The organism is Arthrobacter sp. 18067, assembly GCF_902706295.1.
In the GTDB taxonomy this organism is placed as follows: domain Bacteria; phylum Actinomycetota; class Actinomycetes; order Actinomycetales; family Micrococcaceae; genus Arthrobacter.
Genome location: NZ_CACSJJ010000006.1, coordinates 65,275 through 79,720, shown reverse-complemented (window position 1 = coordinate 79,720; position 14,446 = coordinate 65,275). Strand labels below are relative to the sequence as shown.

Annotated in this window: 13 protein-coding genes; 2 read left to right on the top strand and 11 right to left on the bottom strand. The window is 63.8% G+C overall.

Going from position 1 to position 14,446, the window contains the following annotated elements; genetic code table 11:
• Positions 1 to 22: 22 nt before the first annotated feature.
• The 4 genes from GVL04_RS07700 to GVL04_RS07685 are packed head-to-tail and all read right to left on the bottom strand — an operon-like array spanning position 23 to position 4,335.
• Positions 23 to 802 carry an ABC transporter permease gene (locus tag GVL04_RS07700; RefSeq protein ID WP_159702090.1) on the bottom strand — a complete coding sequence of 260 codons (780 nt, stop codon included), beginning with the start codon at positions 800 to 802 and terminating at the stop codon, positions 23 to 25.
• The gene (locus tag GVL04_RS07695) at positions 802 to 1,575 is read right to left on the bottom strand and encodes an ABC transporter permease (protein ID WP_159702087.1); all 774 of its coding nucleotides are present in this window, start codon (positions 1,573 to 1,575) and stop codon (positions 802 to 804) included. The genes GVL04_RS07700 and GVL04_RS07695 overlap by 1 nt, the downstream gene beginning before the upstream one ends.
• Before the next feature lie 27 nt (positions 1,576 to 1,602).
• Positions 1,603 to 2,595: an ABC transporter substrate-binding protein gene (locus GVL04_RS07690; RefSeq protein WP_159702084.1), complete on the bottom strand. Its 993-nt coding sequence runs from the start codon at positions 2,593 to 2,595 to the stop codon at positions 1,603 to 1,605.
• Between the two features lie 45 nt (positions 2,596 to 2,640).
• Complete coding sequence (locus tag GVL04_RS07685) at positions 2,641 to 4,335, bottom strand: amidohydrolase (protein WP_159702081.1); 1,695 nt, start codon at positions 4,333 to 4,335, stop codon at positions 2,641 to 2,643.
• Between the two features lie 229 nt (positions 4,336 to 4,564).
• On the opposite strand from GVL04_RS07685, the gene GVL04_RS07680 reads away from it, so the two are divergent.
• Positions 4,565 to 5,170, top strand: coding sequence for a TetR/AcrR family transcriptional regulator (locus GVL04_RS07680; RefSeq protein ID WP_159702078.1), 606 nt, complete (start codon positions 4,565 to 4,567; stop codon positions 5,168 to 5,170).
• Here GVL04_RS07680 and GVL04_RS07675 read toward each other — a convergent pair.
• From GVL04_RS07675 to GVL04_RS07650, 6 genes are all read right to left on the bottom strand, one after another.
• Positions 5,167 to 6,531 (bottom strand): MFS transporter, encoded by a 1,365-nt coding sequence (locus tag GVL04_RS07675; RefSeq protein ID WP_159702075.1) that lies wholly within the window; start codon positions 6,529 to 6,531, stop codon positions 5,167 to 5,169. The two genes, GVL04_RS07680 and GVL04_RS07675, sit on opposite strands and share 4 nt — an antisense overlap.
• Before the next feature lie 86 nt (positions 6,532 to 6,617).
• Positions 6,618 to 9,653: an AAA family ATPase gene (locus GVL04_RS07670; protein WP_159702072.1), complete on the bottom strand. Its 3,036-nt coding sequence runs from the start codon at positions 9,651 to 9,653 to the stop codon at positions 6,618 to 6,620.
• Positions 9,650 to 10,825 (bottom strand): exonuclease SbcCD subunit D, encoded by a 1,176-nt coding sequence (locus GVL04_RS07665; protein ID WP_159702069.1) that lies wholly within the window; start codon positions 10,823 to 10,825, stop codon positions 9,650 to 9,652. The genes GVL04_RS07670 and GVL04_RS07665 overlap by 4 nt, the downstream gene beginning before the upstream one ends.
• A 71-nt stretch (positions 10,826 to 10,896) precedes the next feature.
• Positions 10,897 to 11,847 (bottom strand): aquaporin, encoded by a 951-nt coding sequence (locus tag GVL04_RS07660; RefSeq protein WP_159702066.1) that lies wholly within the window; start codon positions 11,845 to 11,847, stop codon positions 10,897 to 10,899.
• A gap of 158 nt (positions 11,848 to 12,005) precedes the next feature.
• The gene (locus GVL04_RS07655) at positions 12,006 to 12,350 is read right to left on the bottom strand and encodes a DUF202 domain-containing protein (protein WP_159702063.1); all 345 of its coding nucleotides are present in this window, start codon (positions 12,348 to 12,350) and stop codon (positions 12,006 to 12,008) included.
• Positions 12,351 to 12,369: 19 nt separating this feature from the next.
• Positions 12,370 to 12,726 carry a YidH family protein gene (locus GVL04_RS07650; RefSeq protein ID WP_175538584.1) on the bottom strand — a complete coding sequence of 119 codons (357 nt, stop codon included), beginning with the start codon at positions 12,724 to 12,726 and terminating at the stop codon, positions 12,370 to 12,372.
• Between the two features lie 82 nt (positions 12,727 to 12,808).
• Between GVL04_RS07650 and GVL04_RS07645 the strand changes: the two genes are divergently transcribed.
• Complete coding sequence (locus GVL04_RS07645; RefSeq protein ID WP_159702057.1) at positions 12,809 to 13,879, top strand: ADP-ribosylglycohydrolase family protein; 1,071 nt, start codon at positions 12,809 to 12,811, stop codon at positions 13,877 to 13,879.
• An 8-nt stretch (positions 13,880 to 13,887) separates the two neighbouring features.
• Here the strand turns inward: GVL04_RS07645 and GVL04_RS07640 are convergent, their stop codons facing one another.
• Positions 13,888 to 14,439: a DUF4395 domain-containing protein gene (locus GVL04_RS07640; protein WP_200846782.1), complete on the bottom strand. Its 552-nt coding sequence runs from the start codon at positions 14,437 to 14,439 to the stop codon at positions 13,888 to 13,890.
• Positions 14,440 to 14,446: the final 7 nt, after the last annotated feature.

Genomic DNA, 14,446 nt, shown 5'->3' with positions numbered 1-14,446 from the left:
AGAGTGGCGAGTTGCCGGATGCTCATGCTGCACGCGCCATGCGCCGAGAGCCGATGTACCAGGACAGGACCCTGTGTTTGAGCAGGCCGAACAGGACGTTGACCAGGAACCCGATGACGCCCAATAGCAGGATCCCTGCCCACATATCGGCTGTCATGAAGCTTTGCTGTGCGAGCAGCGTCATCGCACCGATGCCCTGTGAACTGCCCAGCATCTCGCTGGCGATCATCACGATGAAGGCCACCTGGAGGCTAACCTGCAGTCCGGAAAAGATCTGGGGAGTGGCCGCGGGCAGGAGAACATTGAGCAACCGCTCCCTTCGGCTCAGCCGGTAAACCCTGGCGACGTCCATGAGGTCGTTGCTGACGCTCCGGATACCGTCCACCGTGGCGATCATTGTGGGAAACAAGGCCGCCAGCGCGATGCTGGCCACGCGCATCTCCGTACCGAACCCAATAAGCGAGATGAAGATCGGTACCAAGGCAACTGGAGGAATTCCACGGAGGAAATGGATCAATGGGTCCACCATCCAACGGACCGTGGGAACCAGGGCAGTCGCACATCCGATCCCCACACCCGCCGCGGCGGCGATCGCGAAGCCCAGGAACAGGTTGCCCAGGCTCACCAAGACGTCGGACTGGAAGTGTTCAAAGAGCCACAGCTCCTGGAAGCGGACCAGGATGGTCCGCAACGGGGGGAAGAACGGATCCGTGGAGTTCTCAGACGAGAGCCACCATGCCGTCAGGAGCAGCACAGGTGTGCCGGCACCAATCAGCCAGTTTCGCATTTTGACGTTCATCATCAGGGCACCACTTCCCGGTAGGACTCATGCCAGTGCAGAACCCGGCGCTCGGCGACCCGGGTGGCACCTTGGAACAACAGGCCCAGCAGGCCCAGGACAATCACTAATCCATAGAGACCGGCGTAGTCACCGGCTGCTTGGGCCTGGTAGATGCTCTGGCCCAGGCCCGGACCACCCCCGAGGAGCCCCGCTACGACCGTGACCACCAAGGCTGCCGGCGCTGCCACCCGCAGGGCAGTGCCGATGTAGGGCATGGCGCTGGGAAGCACTACACGGGCCAGGATTTCGCCTTCACCCATTCCGTACGAGCGCGCCGTGTCCCGCGCCACGGGATCAGTACTCTGAACCCCGTCGACGGTCTGCATGACGATTGGCAGCAAGCAACCGAACACCACCAGAAAGAGCGACATCTCCACTGTTGGACCCAGCACCAGGACGGCCAGGGGAAGAATGACGATGGGCGGTACAGGCTTCAGGAATTCCAGCACCGCCAAGGTGGCATAACGAACGGATTCGAAACTGCCCACCAGCAGGCCAATCACTATCCCCGCCACGGCCGAAAGCGCCAAGGCGAGCAGTGCGATCCCGATCGTGGAAGCCAGCGAAGACCAAAACGACCCCAGTCCCAGGGTCGATGCCAGGTTGGCGAAGACGGTGGTGGCCGACGGCAAGGCATTTCCCGCCACCCTGGCTTCGGCAAGGACCTGCCAAATGACCAGGGCTGTCACGATCCCCAGCACGCTGAACGCCAACGGACGGATGGACGGTTTCATGATGACTCTCCCATACCCGGTTCGCACCTAGTTTCCGAAAACGAGATCGCCGGGGAGCTTCACTGGTGCGCTCAGGAAACCAAGGTCGGCAAGGTTGTTGTTGGCTCGCTCGATGTCCTCCACACGGACTCCCTCCGGCCAATAGTTCACGGCGCCGGATTTAACCACGTCGAGCGAAGTCTTGGTGATCTGGGCGCTGAGCTGCTGCGCTTCATCAGTGTTGCGGTTGGCATAGGCGTTTGCCTTGTAGATAGCGGCTTTGAAACCCTCCAAGGCCTTCTCCTTTGACTTCACAGTGTTGGCGCCGGAAACCCAGAGCCCGATGGCACCTTGTTCAAAGAACTCGACGCCGGGTGAAGCCAGGAGCCGGTTTCCCTCCGCCACCGCTTTGGACGTGAACGGTGCGACGAGTGAGGCCGCGTCTACGCGTCCTGAATTGAGTGATTGGAGTGCCGACGAAGGATCCAGGACCATCCACTTCACTTTGGTGGGATCACCGCCGTCGTCCTTGACGAGTTTGCTGACTGTCACTTCCAACTGGGCCTTGCGGGCCGGGACACTGACGTTCTTGCCCTCAAGGTCCCTCGGCCGGGAGATGGCGGATGCCTTCTGGACCAGCAGGCCTGTGTCATCCACGCGGTTGAGATCGGACTCTTCGCCGGCTCCGTCTTTATAGCCGTCGGCAGCTGCCACGATCTTGAGGGGAACGTTCTGGCTCAGGGCATTCAAGAGCGGGATGGAAGGCGTGTAGGTGACATCGATCTGGCCGCTCTGGGCCGCTGCGATGCCGGCCGGAGGGTTGGCGATGACAGATATCTCGACGTTGAGACCCTGTTCCTTGAAATAACCCTTGTCGACGGCAAGCCGGATGCCGGCGTCGGACCCGATGCCGATGGTGCCTACCTTGAGGGTGGTCATCCCGTCAGCGGCGGGAGTGCTTGCCGGACTTGAACCGCCTCCGCAGGCTGCAAGAGTCATGGACAGGACTGCGGCCAGTGCCAAAGGAATACTGCGTCGCATGTGGTGCTCCTTGATGTGCGAATGGTTGGAACGGGTGGGAAGGGTCTAGCTGGTTGTTCGGTGGACTACCCGGCCGCCGCTCAGCGTGAGCGTGATGTCCAGGTCGAGAAGCTTTTCGATCTCTTCGTCTTCGGGCCACGGGTCCGAAAGCACACAAAGGTCAGCGGCCATGCCTGGTGTGAGTGCACCTTTGAGATGCTCGGCGTGGTCCTGCCATGCAGCGTCGATGGTCATCGCAGCGAGGGCTTGAAGACCGGTAATCCGTTCGGGATCGCCGGGGTTGCCCGGAGTTGAACGCGTACCTCGCCGAACTGCTGCCACCACCGTGCGACGCCAGTCCGTACTGGTGACGGGTGCATCTGAGGCCAGGTTGAAACGCACACCGGCGTCGGCGGCCGAACGAAGGGGTTGGTGGACAGAGAACCGCCCTTCGCCAAGTACCTGGCGCATCATGTCCCCTGCTTCGGCGCGGATGAGTGGATTGGTGCTGTACCCAATGCCGTTGGCGGCCATGGTGGCCAAAATGCTGGTATCGGTGAAGGCTCCATGGATGATGTAGTGGCGGTTCCCCGCACCCATGGAACCGCGGCTGTCCGCCGTTGCGAGGATGGCCTCCACCGCTGCGGCTGTAGCTGCGTCACCCGTGGCATGGATTCCGGCCTGTAACCCCGCGTCGGTGATGAGCTCAAGGATCGCGTTGAGCTCGGCAACCCTTTCGGCATCATCGGAGCCCTGGATCACAAGGCTGCCATGGGTGCACGCCTTGCCGTAGGGTTCGCTCATCCAGGCGGTACCGCTGCGGGGGATGCCATCGGCAAAGATCTTCACGCCGGCGATCCGCAACTGCTGCGGATCGATGCCGCGGTTGGCATAGGTTTCGGCCAGCCCGGTGCGCAGTCCCTCGTCAACTGCCCTGGCATTCGCTCCTCCAGTTCCGGCGAACAGCATCAGGACGGTGACGCGCAACGTCAGTTCCCCCGCCTCGGCGAGGTCCCCCAGAAGCCCAAGTGCCGCCGTCGAACCTGCACCATCCATGAGTCCGGCGCTCGCAGGACCCAATCCCGGATCGGTGAGCGATGTGATCCCCAGGGCATGAAGGTGCTCCTGAAATTTCAGCAGGGCCGGACGCAGCGTGGATACGGGCACAGGTGACATTGCCCGCGAGACGAGTTCCATGGCGCCGTCCTGGAAGAGGCCGGTTGGGTTGCCGTCCTCCGCCCTGGCAACGACACCGCCGTCGAGGTCTGCTGTTTCGGCGTTGATGCCTGCCCGCTTCAGTGCTTCCCGATTGGCCAGTAACTGGTGGCCGGTCGAGTCGAAGGCCACTACCGGTATGCCCGGGCGGCATTCGAGCAGGTTGCCCCACGCCGGACCCATGACGGCTTCGTCCCAGCCGTGGGCCCGGATCCAGCCATCCTCGCCCGCAGGGGCTGCGTTGATGACGTCGACGACGGCGGCCCAGTCCGGCGCGAGGCCCGGGTCCAAGCGGACGTACCCGAAAGCGGACATGGCTGCCGAGACGAAATGCAGGTGGGCGTCGTTGATTCCGGGGATGACGGCGCCGCCAGCGGCATCGACGACGCTGGTATTTGGGCCAATCGCCCGGCGGACATCGTCCTGGCCAAGGGCTGCGATGCGGCCGCCCTTTACTGCGACAGCGTCGGTCATACGGCGTGGCTGTGCCGGGTCCATGGTGTGGACCGAGGCATTAACGATCACCAGATCGGCGGATTCTTGCATCGGTTCTCCTCAGGTCACTGCATCCGAATGTGATGCAGGCAACGTTCCTGAAAAAAGTATGTCGCTTGACTGGGTCACTTGACTAGGTTTGGGCGTAAAATTTCTTCAAAGGTCTTTTCCGGGCCCGCACGGCACGGCCAAGACAAGTCGTGAACGGATACCGCCTACGATCAATGGGACCGCCGGTCGGTGACCCGATCACGGGAATACCAAACAGAAGGGTGTACGGATGGCCAGGGTTCCCGCTGAAGAACGGCGGCTCCAGTTCGTGGAAGCTGCGGCGAGGGTGATTGCCCAGGACGGCCTCGCCTCGGCAACAACGCGACGGATCGCCAGTGAGGCGGACGCCCCGCTGGCCGCGTTGCACTACTGTTTCCGGAGCAAGGACGAACTCCTTGAAGAGGTGTACAACTTCCTTAGCCGGGACTACGCGAAGGCGCTCGAACCGGTTGCCGATCCGGGCATGGGGTTGCGCCAGATGATCGGCGCCCACGCCCGCCGCATCTGGATGCGCATGCTGGAGAACCCCCACGAACAGGTCACCACGTTTGAACTGCTGCTGCGCCGCTTCCGGGTAGAGGCTGACGACCAGCCACAAGCCCAGCTCATGAACCGATCCATGTACGACGGCTGGGTGAGCTCTACCTTGAAGCTGTTCCGGGAAGCGGCTGATGCAGCAAACGAACCCGTTCCCGAGAACCTGGAAGACATCACGCGGCTGTTCATCTCGGGCATCGACGGCATCAGCATGCAGCATCTGGCAGACCCCGACGAAGAACGTTCATCGCGGCTGGTGGAACTCATGGCCCGCTCGCTGGCCGCTGGATTGGACTAACCCTGAGGCTGGCGCTTCATGACCAACGACGTGACGACGCCCAGCAGCAACAGACCGGCAGCGGCCGCCATGGAAACTACGAACGCAGCGCCGGCGCCCTGTGTTTCGGCAAGCTGCCCCGCCAGGTAGGCGCCCAACGCCGTGCCCGCGACGATGCCGCTGGCAAGGGCCGTCATCACCGTTGCCATGCGGCCTGCCGGGGCCACCACGCCGCCGATGCTGAAGACGGTGACCATGACCGGTCCCACGGGTATACCGAGCACCAGCAGGACAAAGATCATCGGCCAGATACCGGCCGGTAAAAGCAGCAAGAGCGACAACCCGGACATCGCCAAGGCCGCCGCCACCCAACGCGAAGCGAGGCTGAACCGCTGTGGCCAGAACGCCACGGACAATGCGGCTACGGCTGAGCTAAGGCCCATCACCGCGTAGAGGAGCCCGGCGATCTCGGCCGTGGCGTACTCCGCGGAAAAGGCACTCAACGCGTTTTGTGTTGCTCCAAAAAAGGTACCCATGCAGACCATTGCCATGACGGGGACGGCCACCACTGCGCCCGCCCAACGCTTGGTGCGTCGCGGACCCGCGTGAGGGCCTGGCCCGCTGGCAGGTACGACGCCGGCAGTCACGTTCCGGGGTGCCGGCACCACGGCCTGCTGACTGGGGTGAACTGCGAACGCGGGCACCAGCGTGATCGTCATAACGGCAGCCAATGCCAGCGGCAACCACGGCGCCACCATGCTGGCGAGGACACCGACCAATGCCGGCCCAAGGACGAAAGTGATCTCGTCCGCAGTGCCCTCATAGGACAACGCGGTATCGAGGTCGGCGCGGTTGGCAGCAACGCTTCTGTTGCCGCTGGCTGCGCCAGGGGAAAGATTGCGGGTAGTCAAGGCCATCCAGCGAACCCTGGCCATCGGACCAACCTGGGGACAGCTGGCCCCGGCGAGGAAGGCCGTGATGAGGACGGCAACAGCGTCATTCACTGACCCGTAGCCCGGGGTGAAGTAGGCCGCGGCAAGGAGTCCCGCCACGGCAAGAGTGTTGATGACTGCCGCAACCAGGAGAACGATGCGCTGCCCGGCACGATCAGCCAACGAGCCAAGTACGGGGGCGCCCAGGGCCGAACCGATACCAACGGCGCCGGCGGCCATACCGCCGATTGCGTACGACTGGCTGACTGCCGTCACGAGCGTCAAGGTACCGACGGTCAGCATGGCAAGGGGAAGCCTGGCAAAAAGGCCCAACGGAAGGAACCCGGGCCCCGCCAGTTCGGGAAGCCGTGCGAAACGGCCTGGCAGACGTGAGGGGCGGCGTGCGGGCGCCGATGACAAGGCCTGGGAGGCCACAGAAGAGTTTTCCATTAATCCGGGTTCGCTAAAGTATGCGCATCGTCCCTCCTCCCGATGCGCGTGACCCGGTGTAACGGGTTAAGTCTATCGGATATGTCTCAGGCGGGAACTGCTTCAGCAATTCGCACGCTGGATCCGTTGCGTCCCTTGACCACCTGAAGCTGGCTGGTAATGCGTTGCTTCATCTCCCCCACGTGGCTGACAAGGCCAACCACCCTGCCGCCGTCGCGCAGTCCTTCCAGTGCGTCCATCACCTGCTCCAACGCCTGCTCGTCGAGGCTGCCGAAGCCTTCGTCGACGAAAAGGGTCTCGATGTCCACGCCGCCGGCCTCTTGTTGAACGACGTCCGCGAGACCGAGGGCCAGGGACAACGAGGCCATGAAGGACTCACCGCCGGACAGGGTGGACGTGTCGCGCCGTTGGCCGGTCCACTCGTCCACCACCTCCAGGCCAAGCCCGGACTTCTGGTTCCGTGCCGCCCGGGCGTCGGTGTGTTGCAAGGTGTAGCGGCCGTCACTCATGGCCACAAGCCTTTCCGAGGCCGCGAGGGCAACCTGTTCCAGACGGGCAGCCAGCACGTACGCATTCAGGCTCATCCGGTAGTTGTTATCGCCGGCACCCCGAACGGTGTCAGCCAGTTCGGCCAGGATGCGGGCCCGGTTGCGCGGCTCCCTGCCGGCCTCGGCAAAGGTGTTGTAGTCGTCACGGAACCGGCCGACAGCCTCAGCCGACTTGCCGGCAAGCGCCGCCGCAACAGCCGCGGTCCTCGCCGCGTCCCCGGCACTGGCGGCGTGAACCTTCGCCTCGACGAGTTCAGGCTCCGGCAACGGAAGTTCGCCGATTTGGACTTCCTTGGCTGCCAGGACCAGGTCCTCGCTGGCAAACAATTCGTCCAAGCGGGCCGTTTCAGTATCGAAATCAGTCACGTCTTTCTCCAGGCCCACCACATCGGCCGGCGGAAGGAGCTCCCGGCGCGCTTCCTCGGCCGAGCCGAACCCGGAGTCAGGCAACGCTTTGTCGAGGGAGGCGACGGCCTCTGACTGGGCCTGCTGGGCCCGTTCCATCCCGCGGTCGGCATCAGCTGCGGACTGCAGGAGTGCGCGCTCGGCGGCCAAGGCATCCAAACGTTCACGCAGGCTCGGAAATTCTTCCCGCAAGCCGGCCAGGTCCGCCTCGAGGGCAACACTTTGCTCCTGCAGCAGGAGGACGGCAGACGACGCTTGCGCCGCTGCGGCTGCGTAATCCGCATGATCCTCCTGGACCTGAACCATTCTCTTCGTGATGGCCTCGTGCTTGTCCCGAAGCTGGTCCAGGGTCGCTGATGCCTTCTTCGCGGCCGAGGCAGCCGCTTGGGCAGACGCCAGCCGTGAATCTGCCTCTTCAGCATCCAAGGTGCCGCCCTGGGCGGCCAGCCCGGCAAGGATCTGGGCAGCCGAGGAAACGCGCTCCGCGAGATGTGCGAGGACTTTCTCACTTGCCTCGAAGCGCTCCTTGGCTTCCTCTTCCTCCTGTGCGAGGGAGAGAGCCGACCGCACAGCTGCAGCGGGGTTCGGGTGATCCTCGCTCCCGCATACGGCACACGGCTTGCCGTTCTCCAAAGCCGCAGCCAACTCCCCCGCAGCGTTGGCCAGCCTGAGCTCACGGACGTCCAGCCACTGCTGTCGGTGGTCCTGGGAGGTTTCACGCGCTTGGAGGTACTGCGCGGTGATCTCTTCCAGTTTTCCGGTGGCCGTGGCGTGGCGTGCCACGATGCCCACCAGCTCGGTGGCGGCCGATGCTTCCCGTTCCGCGTCGGCCAGTCCGTCAGCAACCGGTTCCAGGGGCTCGATTCGGCTTTCCACAGCGGCGGCTTCTTCGCGCAAGCTTTCCAGGGTAGCCATTGCTGTATTGGCAGCTGCTGCATGGTCTGCTTGTTCGCCACGCTTGGCCACAAGGCGGGCAGCGATGTCTTCCAAACGCAGTTCGTCAGGAAGGCGTGCTTCGAGAACCGCGTACGTTGCTTTGAGCCGTTCAAGGGATGCCGAGGGTTGTGCTGCGTCCAGGCCTGCTGCGTCCAGCTTTTCCCGAATGCCTGCCACGTTGGCTACGGCCGCCTGGTATTTACGCCCGGAGGACTCCAACGCCTCAAGCTGGCCGCTCAGTACAGAAGCGCGGCGGTTCCTTCCCAGCATGTCCTTGTTTTCGAGAGCCCGCGGCGCAGCCAATTCAAGCAGGACCCGCCGCTGCATCGCGGCCCCAAGCTTGCCGTGTCGCAACGACTTCTCCTGGGCCTGCTGGAGCTGTTCGGCAAGGCGCGACGAGATGCTCTCGGCCTGGCTTGCCTCGTCCTTCCTTCGCATCCATTCGGCGTTCACGCCGGCATGCACCTCTGCCAGCCATACCTCCGGATCGTGGCCCGAGGTGGGTGCTGCGGCGGTATCTCCTGCCGTGTTCCCGGCCGTCCCGGCAACGGCCAGCCCGAGCTGGTCCCGTTCTGCGGCCACACGGTCCAGCAGCATCTTCAGTTCCGACGCATTTTCCTGCACGGCACGGGTGGCCTCGGCCGCTTGGCGCGCGATCTGGGCTTCAACGGCTTCAAAACGTTGCGTGCCGAACAGCTTCTGGAGGAGTTCCATCCGGTCGTTGGCTTTGGACCGAAGGAAGGCCGCGAAGTCACCTTGTGGAAGCATCACCACCCGGGTGAATTGCTCCCTGTCCATACCGAGGACTTCGGAGAGCTCGGCGCCCACTTCTTCGTTCCGGGAAGACTTCTCGTCCCAGCTCCCGGCCACCCATTCCCGAAGGAGGGTCTTGGCCTGCTGAGTGGTGAAACCGTTCCGGCCCCGCGCGCTCGGGCGGTCCCAGGCCGGCGACCGTGTGACCTCGAAACGCCGGCCGCGCGCGGAGAACTCACAGACCACGCGTGGTTCGGCCGCAGGTGCCGCGTGGTCGCTGCGAAGCCGCTTTCCTTCTTGGCGTGCTCCCGGAACGGCCCCATACAAAGCGAAGCAGATGGCGTCCAGGATGCTGGTCTTGCCCGCACCTGTTGCACCGTTGAGGAGGAAAAGTCCCTGCGCGCCCAAGCGATCGAAATCGATGTGCTGGGGTGCGGCGAAAGGCCCGAAAGCTTCAATCTCCAGGCGATGGATTCTCACAGTTCCGCCTCTTCCAAGCGAACGGCCTCAAGTGCCGCACGCAACGCAGCTTCCTCGGCGTCGCCTGCTGCACGTTCCCGGACATGTTCCAGAAAGCCGCAGCAGATTTCGAGGTCGTCTTCCGCCTCGGCGAGCCGATTGCTGTAACTGGTCTTTGTCCGGACCTCGGCTCCCTGAGGATCGAACGAGAGAACCAAAGTGTCGGGGAAACGGGTGCGCACCTTCTCCATCGCCTGTGCGGGACGCTGCGCATCCGTCAAAGTGACCTGGCAGTAAGCACCTTCCGCCCAAGCATGGTCCGGCGATTCCAGGAGGTCATCCAGCTGCCCGCGCAGAGTGGCCAGGGTTCTGGGGGCGTCCCAACGGACTTCCTCAACTTCAACTGCGCCGCTGGCGTCAATGTCCACCAGCCAGGCACCCTTATGGTGCTTGGCTTCCGAGAATGAATAGGCCAGGGGTGAGCCAGAGTAGCGGACATTCCGCGCCAATTCCTGACGCCCGTGAAGGTGGCCCAACGCCGTATAGGTGAACCCTTCGAAGAGGTCCAGGGGCACGGCACCCAAACCTCCAATACTGAGATCCCGCTCGCTGTCCGACGTGATGCCCCCACTGGCAAAAGTATGGGCCAGGACCACCGGATACACAGGCCCGGCTTCGCGGCGGTGCTCAACATCACGTCTGATCCGCTCGACGGCTTCCTGAGTGACGTCGAAGTGGCTGGCGTTGTCCACGCCCAGCCGCTCGGCCACGAGCCTGGGTTCAAGATACGGAATGCCGTAGATGGCCACGTGGCCCAGGTTGTTCCCCTCCGCTCCGACAGGGAGAACCACCGGTACATCCAGCTCCTCAACCCGGGTGCGCAGATGCACTCCCCCACGCTCCAGCAGGCGGGAAGCAAAGCCCAAGCGGATAGCGGAGTCGTGGTTACCGCTGGTCAAGACAACGGAAGCACCTGCCTGCGTAATCCGGACAAGGGCGTCATCGAGGAGCCGGACGACGTCCAGCCCCGGCAACGCACGATCGTAGACGTCGCCTGCGATCAAAACGACATCAACGGCCTTTGCTTCGACCAGGAGCACAAGCTGGTCGACAAAGTTGCGTTGGGCTTCAAGCATGCCAACGCCGTGGAATGACCGGCCAAGGTGCCAATCGGAGGTATGGAGTAACCGCATATTCCCAAGTTAACCGGGGGCACCGACAATAAAGCGCAGGCAGGCCGCCCGCCGTCGATCCTGTCCGGCTGCTAGCCCTTCTTGCCGTCGAAGAAGTCCCGGGCGTCATCGCTCACGGCCGCGGAGGGGGCCGGTTCAGAGGACACTGCCGTCTTCTTCACGGGAGCCTGTGGGACCTTGTCTCCGCCGGTTTCAGCAGCGTCGTCCGTGAGGTCATGATCGGCGTCGAACGCATCGTTGACGCCGTCATCAGTGTTTGCCTGGAAACCGTCAGCCTCGGTGTGGTTGGCACCCGACAGGACCTGGAAGCCCCGGAAGACGAGTCCGGCAAGGGCCGCGCCCATCAGTGGCGCCACCCAGAAGAGCCACAATCCTTCAATGGCCCACGACGAGCTGAAGAACGCCTGGGCCGTTGCGCGTGCAGGGTTGAAGGGAAGGTTGCCCAGGACCTGGCCGAGCTGAAGCAACACAGCCATGGCAAGGCCCACCGCGAAGGGAGCCATCGCAGGAACAGCCCGGCGACCGGCCGACGCCCCCAGGAAGACGGCAACCAGCAAGGCGGAACCAAGGATTTCGACCAGCAGGACTCCGGCCATCTGCGTTTGTGCAGCAGCATGCTCGCCGTAACCCGGCGCCACAACATCGAAGGCAGCGCGGGCGTCCGTCAGCACAGGCACCGTGGTCACCACGAAGTAGATCAGCGCAGCGCCAACCACGCTTCCAATGAGCTGCGCCGCAAGGTACGCGACGGCGGCGACGGCCCGGATCCGGCCGGCAATCAAGGTGCCCAAAGTGATGACCGGGTTGAAGTGTCCGCCGGAGACGTGCCCGAACGCCAGCATGGCCACAGCCACCGTGAGGCCGGTGGCCAAGGCGACTGGCAACGGTGCCCCACTGGGATTCGAAAAGATGCCCACGCCTACCGCTACGACCACAACGAACATCGATCCCAACGCTTCAGCCGACAGCCGGGCAAGAAGTCCCGGCTGGTCTTCGGGAGTGGCCTGTACAGGAGAGGTCATGTCGAATGTGTCCTTACGGTTGGTATGGAAGCCGGCGTGGGCGGCCGGCAGCGCACTGCACGATGATGTGGATGGCGTAGTTCTCCCACGCAAAGAGGCGAAGCCCTAAAGCATCTTGCCAGCCGAGTCTGGACAGTTGCTGAATCCCTCCTCCGAGCTTAGCCGCCTAAGGCTATGGCCGCGATCGCCGAGCCACCAAGGCCCATCACGGCCAGTGTGCTGACCAGGACAAGGCGGGCCGATGCTGCCCCGTTACCAACGTGGAGCTGGCGTGAGCGAACCCACACGACGGAGGCCAGGACGATGGTGGCAAGGGCTGCCATGAGCGCACAAATCCCCTGGTAATCAAGTCCGGGAAGGCCCGCGACGAGGTTGCCTGTGGAGGGCTCGGACGTCAGCCAACTCCGCCAAATGAACAGGTCCACCACCACAAGGGAGATAAGGGTCCGCCGCCATGCAAGGGTGGTGCGCTCGGGCTGGAGGCCGGGATCGCGGGTTTCCATGCTTACCGGGCGACCCTGGTCATCGGGCCACCAGGATCAGCACCGCGAAAGCGAATGCTGCGACGGCCACCACGATTGTCATGAACAGCATGACGCGCGAGAACGGCAGCGCCTGGTCGTTGCGCATGGCCGCTTCCATCTGCCCCCACCTGCGATAGGACAATGCGGCCAGGCCTGCCCCAACCAGCGCCAGCAAGACGCACAGGACCAGCCGGACGGGCGTCGGCGCGATATTCGGGGCCAGTTGGTCAACGGCAACCGCACCGGCAAGCAAGGCCAGGGAGGTGCGGATCCATGCGAGGAAAGTACGTTCGTTGGCAAGCGAAAACCTGTAGTCAGGTGTCTTGCCCGTCCGTCGCCAAGCAGGTTCGCGCACGTTGTCTCTCCAAGGTTTCATAGGTGCCGGGCAGCTTCCCCACCATACCAGCGGGGGTTCCCGGGCACGGTAAGTTACTGGCATGAGTGTTGAACCTGCCGCCCCCGTTGCGCCGTCCTTCGAATCCCGTGTCCACGGCTCACTATTGGGTGGTGCACTGGGTGATTCCCTTGGTTACGCAGTGGAGTTTGATTCCGTTGCCGCGATTCGCGGGCGCTACGGTTCGGCCGGCCTCACCACTTTTGGGCAGCTCGAGGGCGCAAGCCACTTTTCGGACGACACCCAGATGACGCTCTACACCGTTGACGGACTGGTGGAAGCCCTCGAATGGGCGAACGACGGGGTTGCAGCTGACGAAATCGCCTGCCTGTGGCTCGCTTACCTGCGGTGGCTCAACACCCAGGATGTCGCTGCTTCAGCCTCCGCTCCCGTCCCGCAGCCGCGATGGATCGACGCCCAGGAAGTCCTGCGGCACCGCCGCGCACCGGGCAACGCCTGCCTCAGTGGCCTGGCAACCGGTGGCATGGGTACTGTGGCGCGGCCCGTCAATCCCGATTCGAAGGGATGCGGCACAGTGATGCGCTCCGCCCCCTTCGGGCTCATCCCCCACATTTCCCGGGAGGCCGTCTACAAGCTCAGCTCCGACGCCGCTTCGCTCACGCACGGGCACCCCTCGGCGCGACTCAGTGCAGCGGCTTTCAGCCTGCTTATCCATAACATCGTGGCCGGCAGCGATGTCCGCGGTGCCGCCAACGCGGCACTTGACTACGTGAACGGGGTTCCCACGAAGGCCCCCGAACTGGGGGAAAGGCTTGAAGCTGCACTGCAGTTGTCGCTCCAGCCCACGGTAGTTGGTCCCGAAGAACTGACCACAGCGCTGGGCGAGGGGTGGATCGCCGAGGAGGCACTCGCCGTCGGGCTCTATGCGGTGCTGGCCACGGGCGGCACCTCACCGGCGGAGCATTTCCGCAACGCGATCGTCCTTGCCATCAACCACAGCGGCGACAGTGACTCGACAGGATCCATCGCCGGCAACATCCTCGGGGCCTACTACGGCGAAGAATGCCTGCCAGGCGACTGGCTGGAGGCTTTGGAAGCACCGAAGGTCATCCGTGGCATGGCAGAGAGGCTGCTCGCCGTCACCACCGGCTGATGGGCGCCCTACGTCCGGCGAAGCGCGACGTTGTTGCAGGCCTCGCACACGTCGTCCGGAATGAGACCACGGCGCTGCAGGAAGCCAAAGATCGCGCACCCGAGGCAAAAGCCAACGAACGCCTCCAACGAGGCAGCCACGATGAGGAGCGCCAGCAGCACCCAGGCGGCCGGCTGGTAGCCGATGAGGAAAAGCACGACGGCGGCACTGGTCAAGGCGGCGCCCATTCCTTGGGCGAAGCGCTTCGGAGGACCGGCTACCAGCTTGGCGTGCCCAATGCGGGGTGCCAGCACCTTAACCGAAAGCAGCGCGAGCGGGGATATCCGGGGACCAAACAGCACACGAAGCCAGAAGCCGACAGCAAGAACCGCCAAACCCCAGCCCCAGCCGGTCAGCAGCGTTGCGACAGCCAGCACCACGACCAGTCCCGCAGTGATCCGGGCGGCGTATTCGTTCACTGGGTTGGGGAAAGCGAAAACAGCCCGCCAATCCACCCCGCCGTTTGTGGCAGCGCTGGCAGGCTGGCGCTCGGCTGTTGGGGAAGGGGTTGGTTTGGTCATGCCCCAA

Excerpts from the sequence above, each read along its gene's own strand:
- GVL04_RS07655 (WP_159702063.1), bottom strand. The coding sequence starts at position 12,350 with ATGGAAACCCGCGATCCCGGCCTCCAGCCCGAGCGCACCACCCTTGCA.
- GVL04_RS07700 (WP_159702090.1), bottom strand. The coding sequence starts at position 802 with ATGATGAACGTCAAAATGCGAAACTGGCTGATTGGTGCCGGCACACCT.
- GVL04_RS07645 (WP_159702057.1), top strand. The coding sequence starts at position 12,809 with ATGAGTGTTGAACCTGCCGCCCCCGTTGCGCCGTCCTTCGAATCCCGT.
- GVL04_RS07665 (WP_159702069.1), bottom strand. The coding sequence starts at position 10,825 with ATGCGGTTACTCCATACCTCCGATTGGCACCTTGGCCGGTCATTCCAC.
- GVL04_RS07690 (WP_159702084.1), bottom strand. The coding sequence starts at position 2,595 with ATGCGACGCAGTATTCCTTTGGCACTGGCCGCAGTCCTGTCCATGACT.
- GVL04_RS07680 (WP_159702078.1), top strand. The coding sequence starts at position 4,565 with ATGGCCAGGGTTCCCGCTGAAGAACGGCGGCTCCAGTTCGTGGAAGCT.
- GVL04_RS07640 (WP_200846782.1), bottom strand. The coding sequence starts at position 14,439 with ATGACCAAACCAACCCCTTCCCCAACAGCCGAGCGCCAGCCTGCCAGC.
- GVL04_RS07675 (WP_159702075.1), bottom strand. The coding sequence starts at position 6,531 with ATGGAAAACTCTTCTGTGGCCTCCCAGGCCTTGTCATCGGCGCCCGCA.
- GVL04_RS07660 (WP_159702066.1), bottom strand. The coding sequence starts at position 11,847 with ATGACCTCTCCTGTACAGGCCACTCCCGAAGACCAGCCGGGACTTCTT.
- GVL04_RS07695 (WP_159702087.1), bottom strand. The coding sequence starts at position 1,575 with ATGAAACCGTCCATCCGTCCGTTGGCGTTCAGCGTGCTGGGGATCGTG.
- GVL04_RS07685 (WP_159702081.1), bottom strand. The coding sequence starts at position 4,335 with ATGCAAGAATCCGCCGATCTGGTGATCGTTAATGCCTCGGTCCACACC.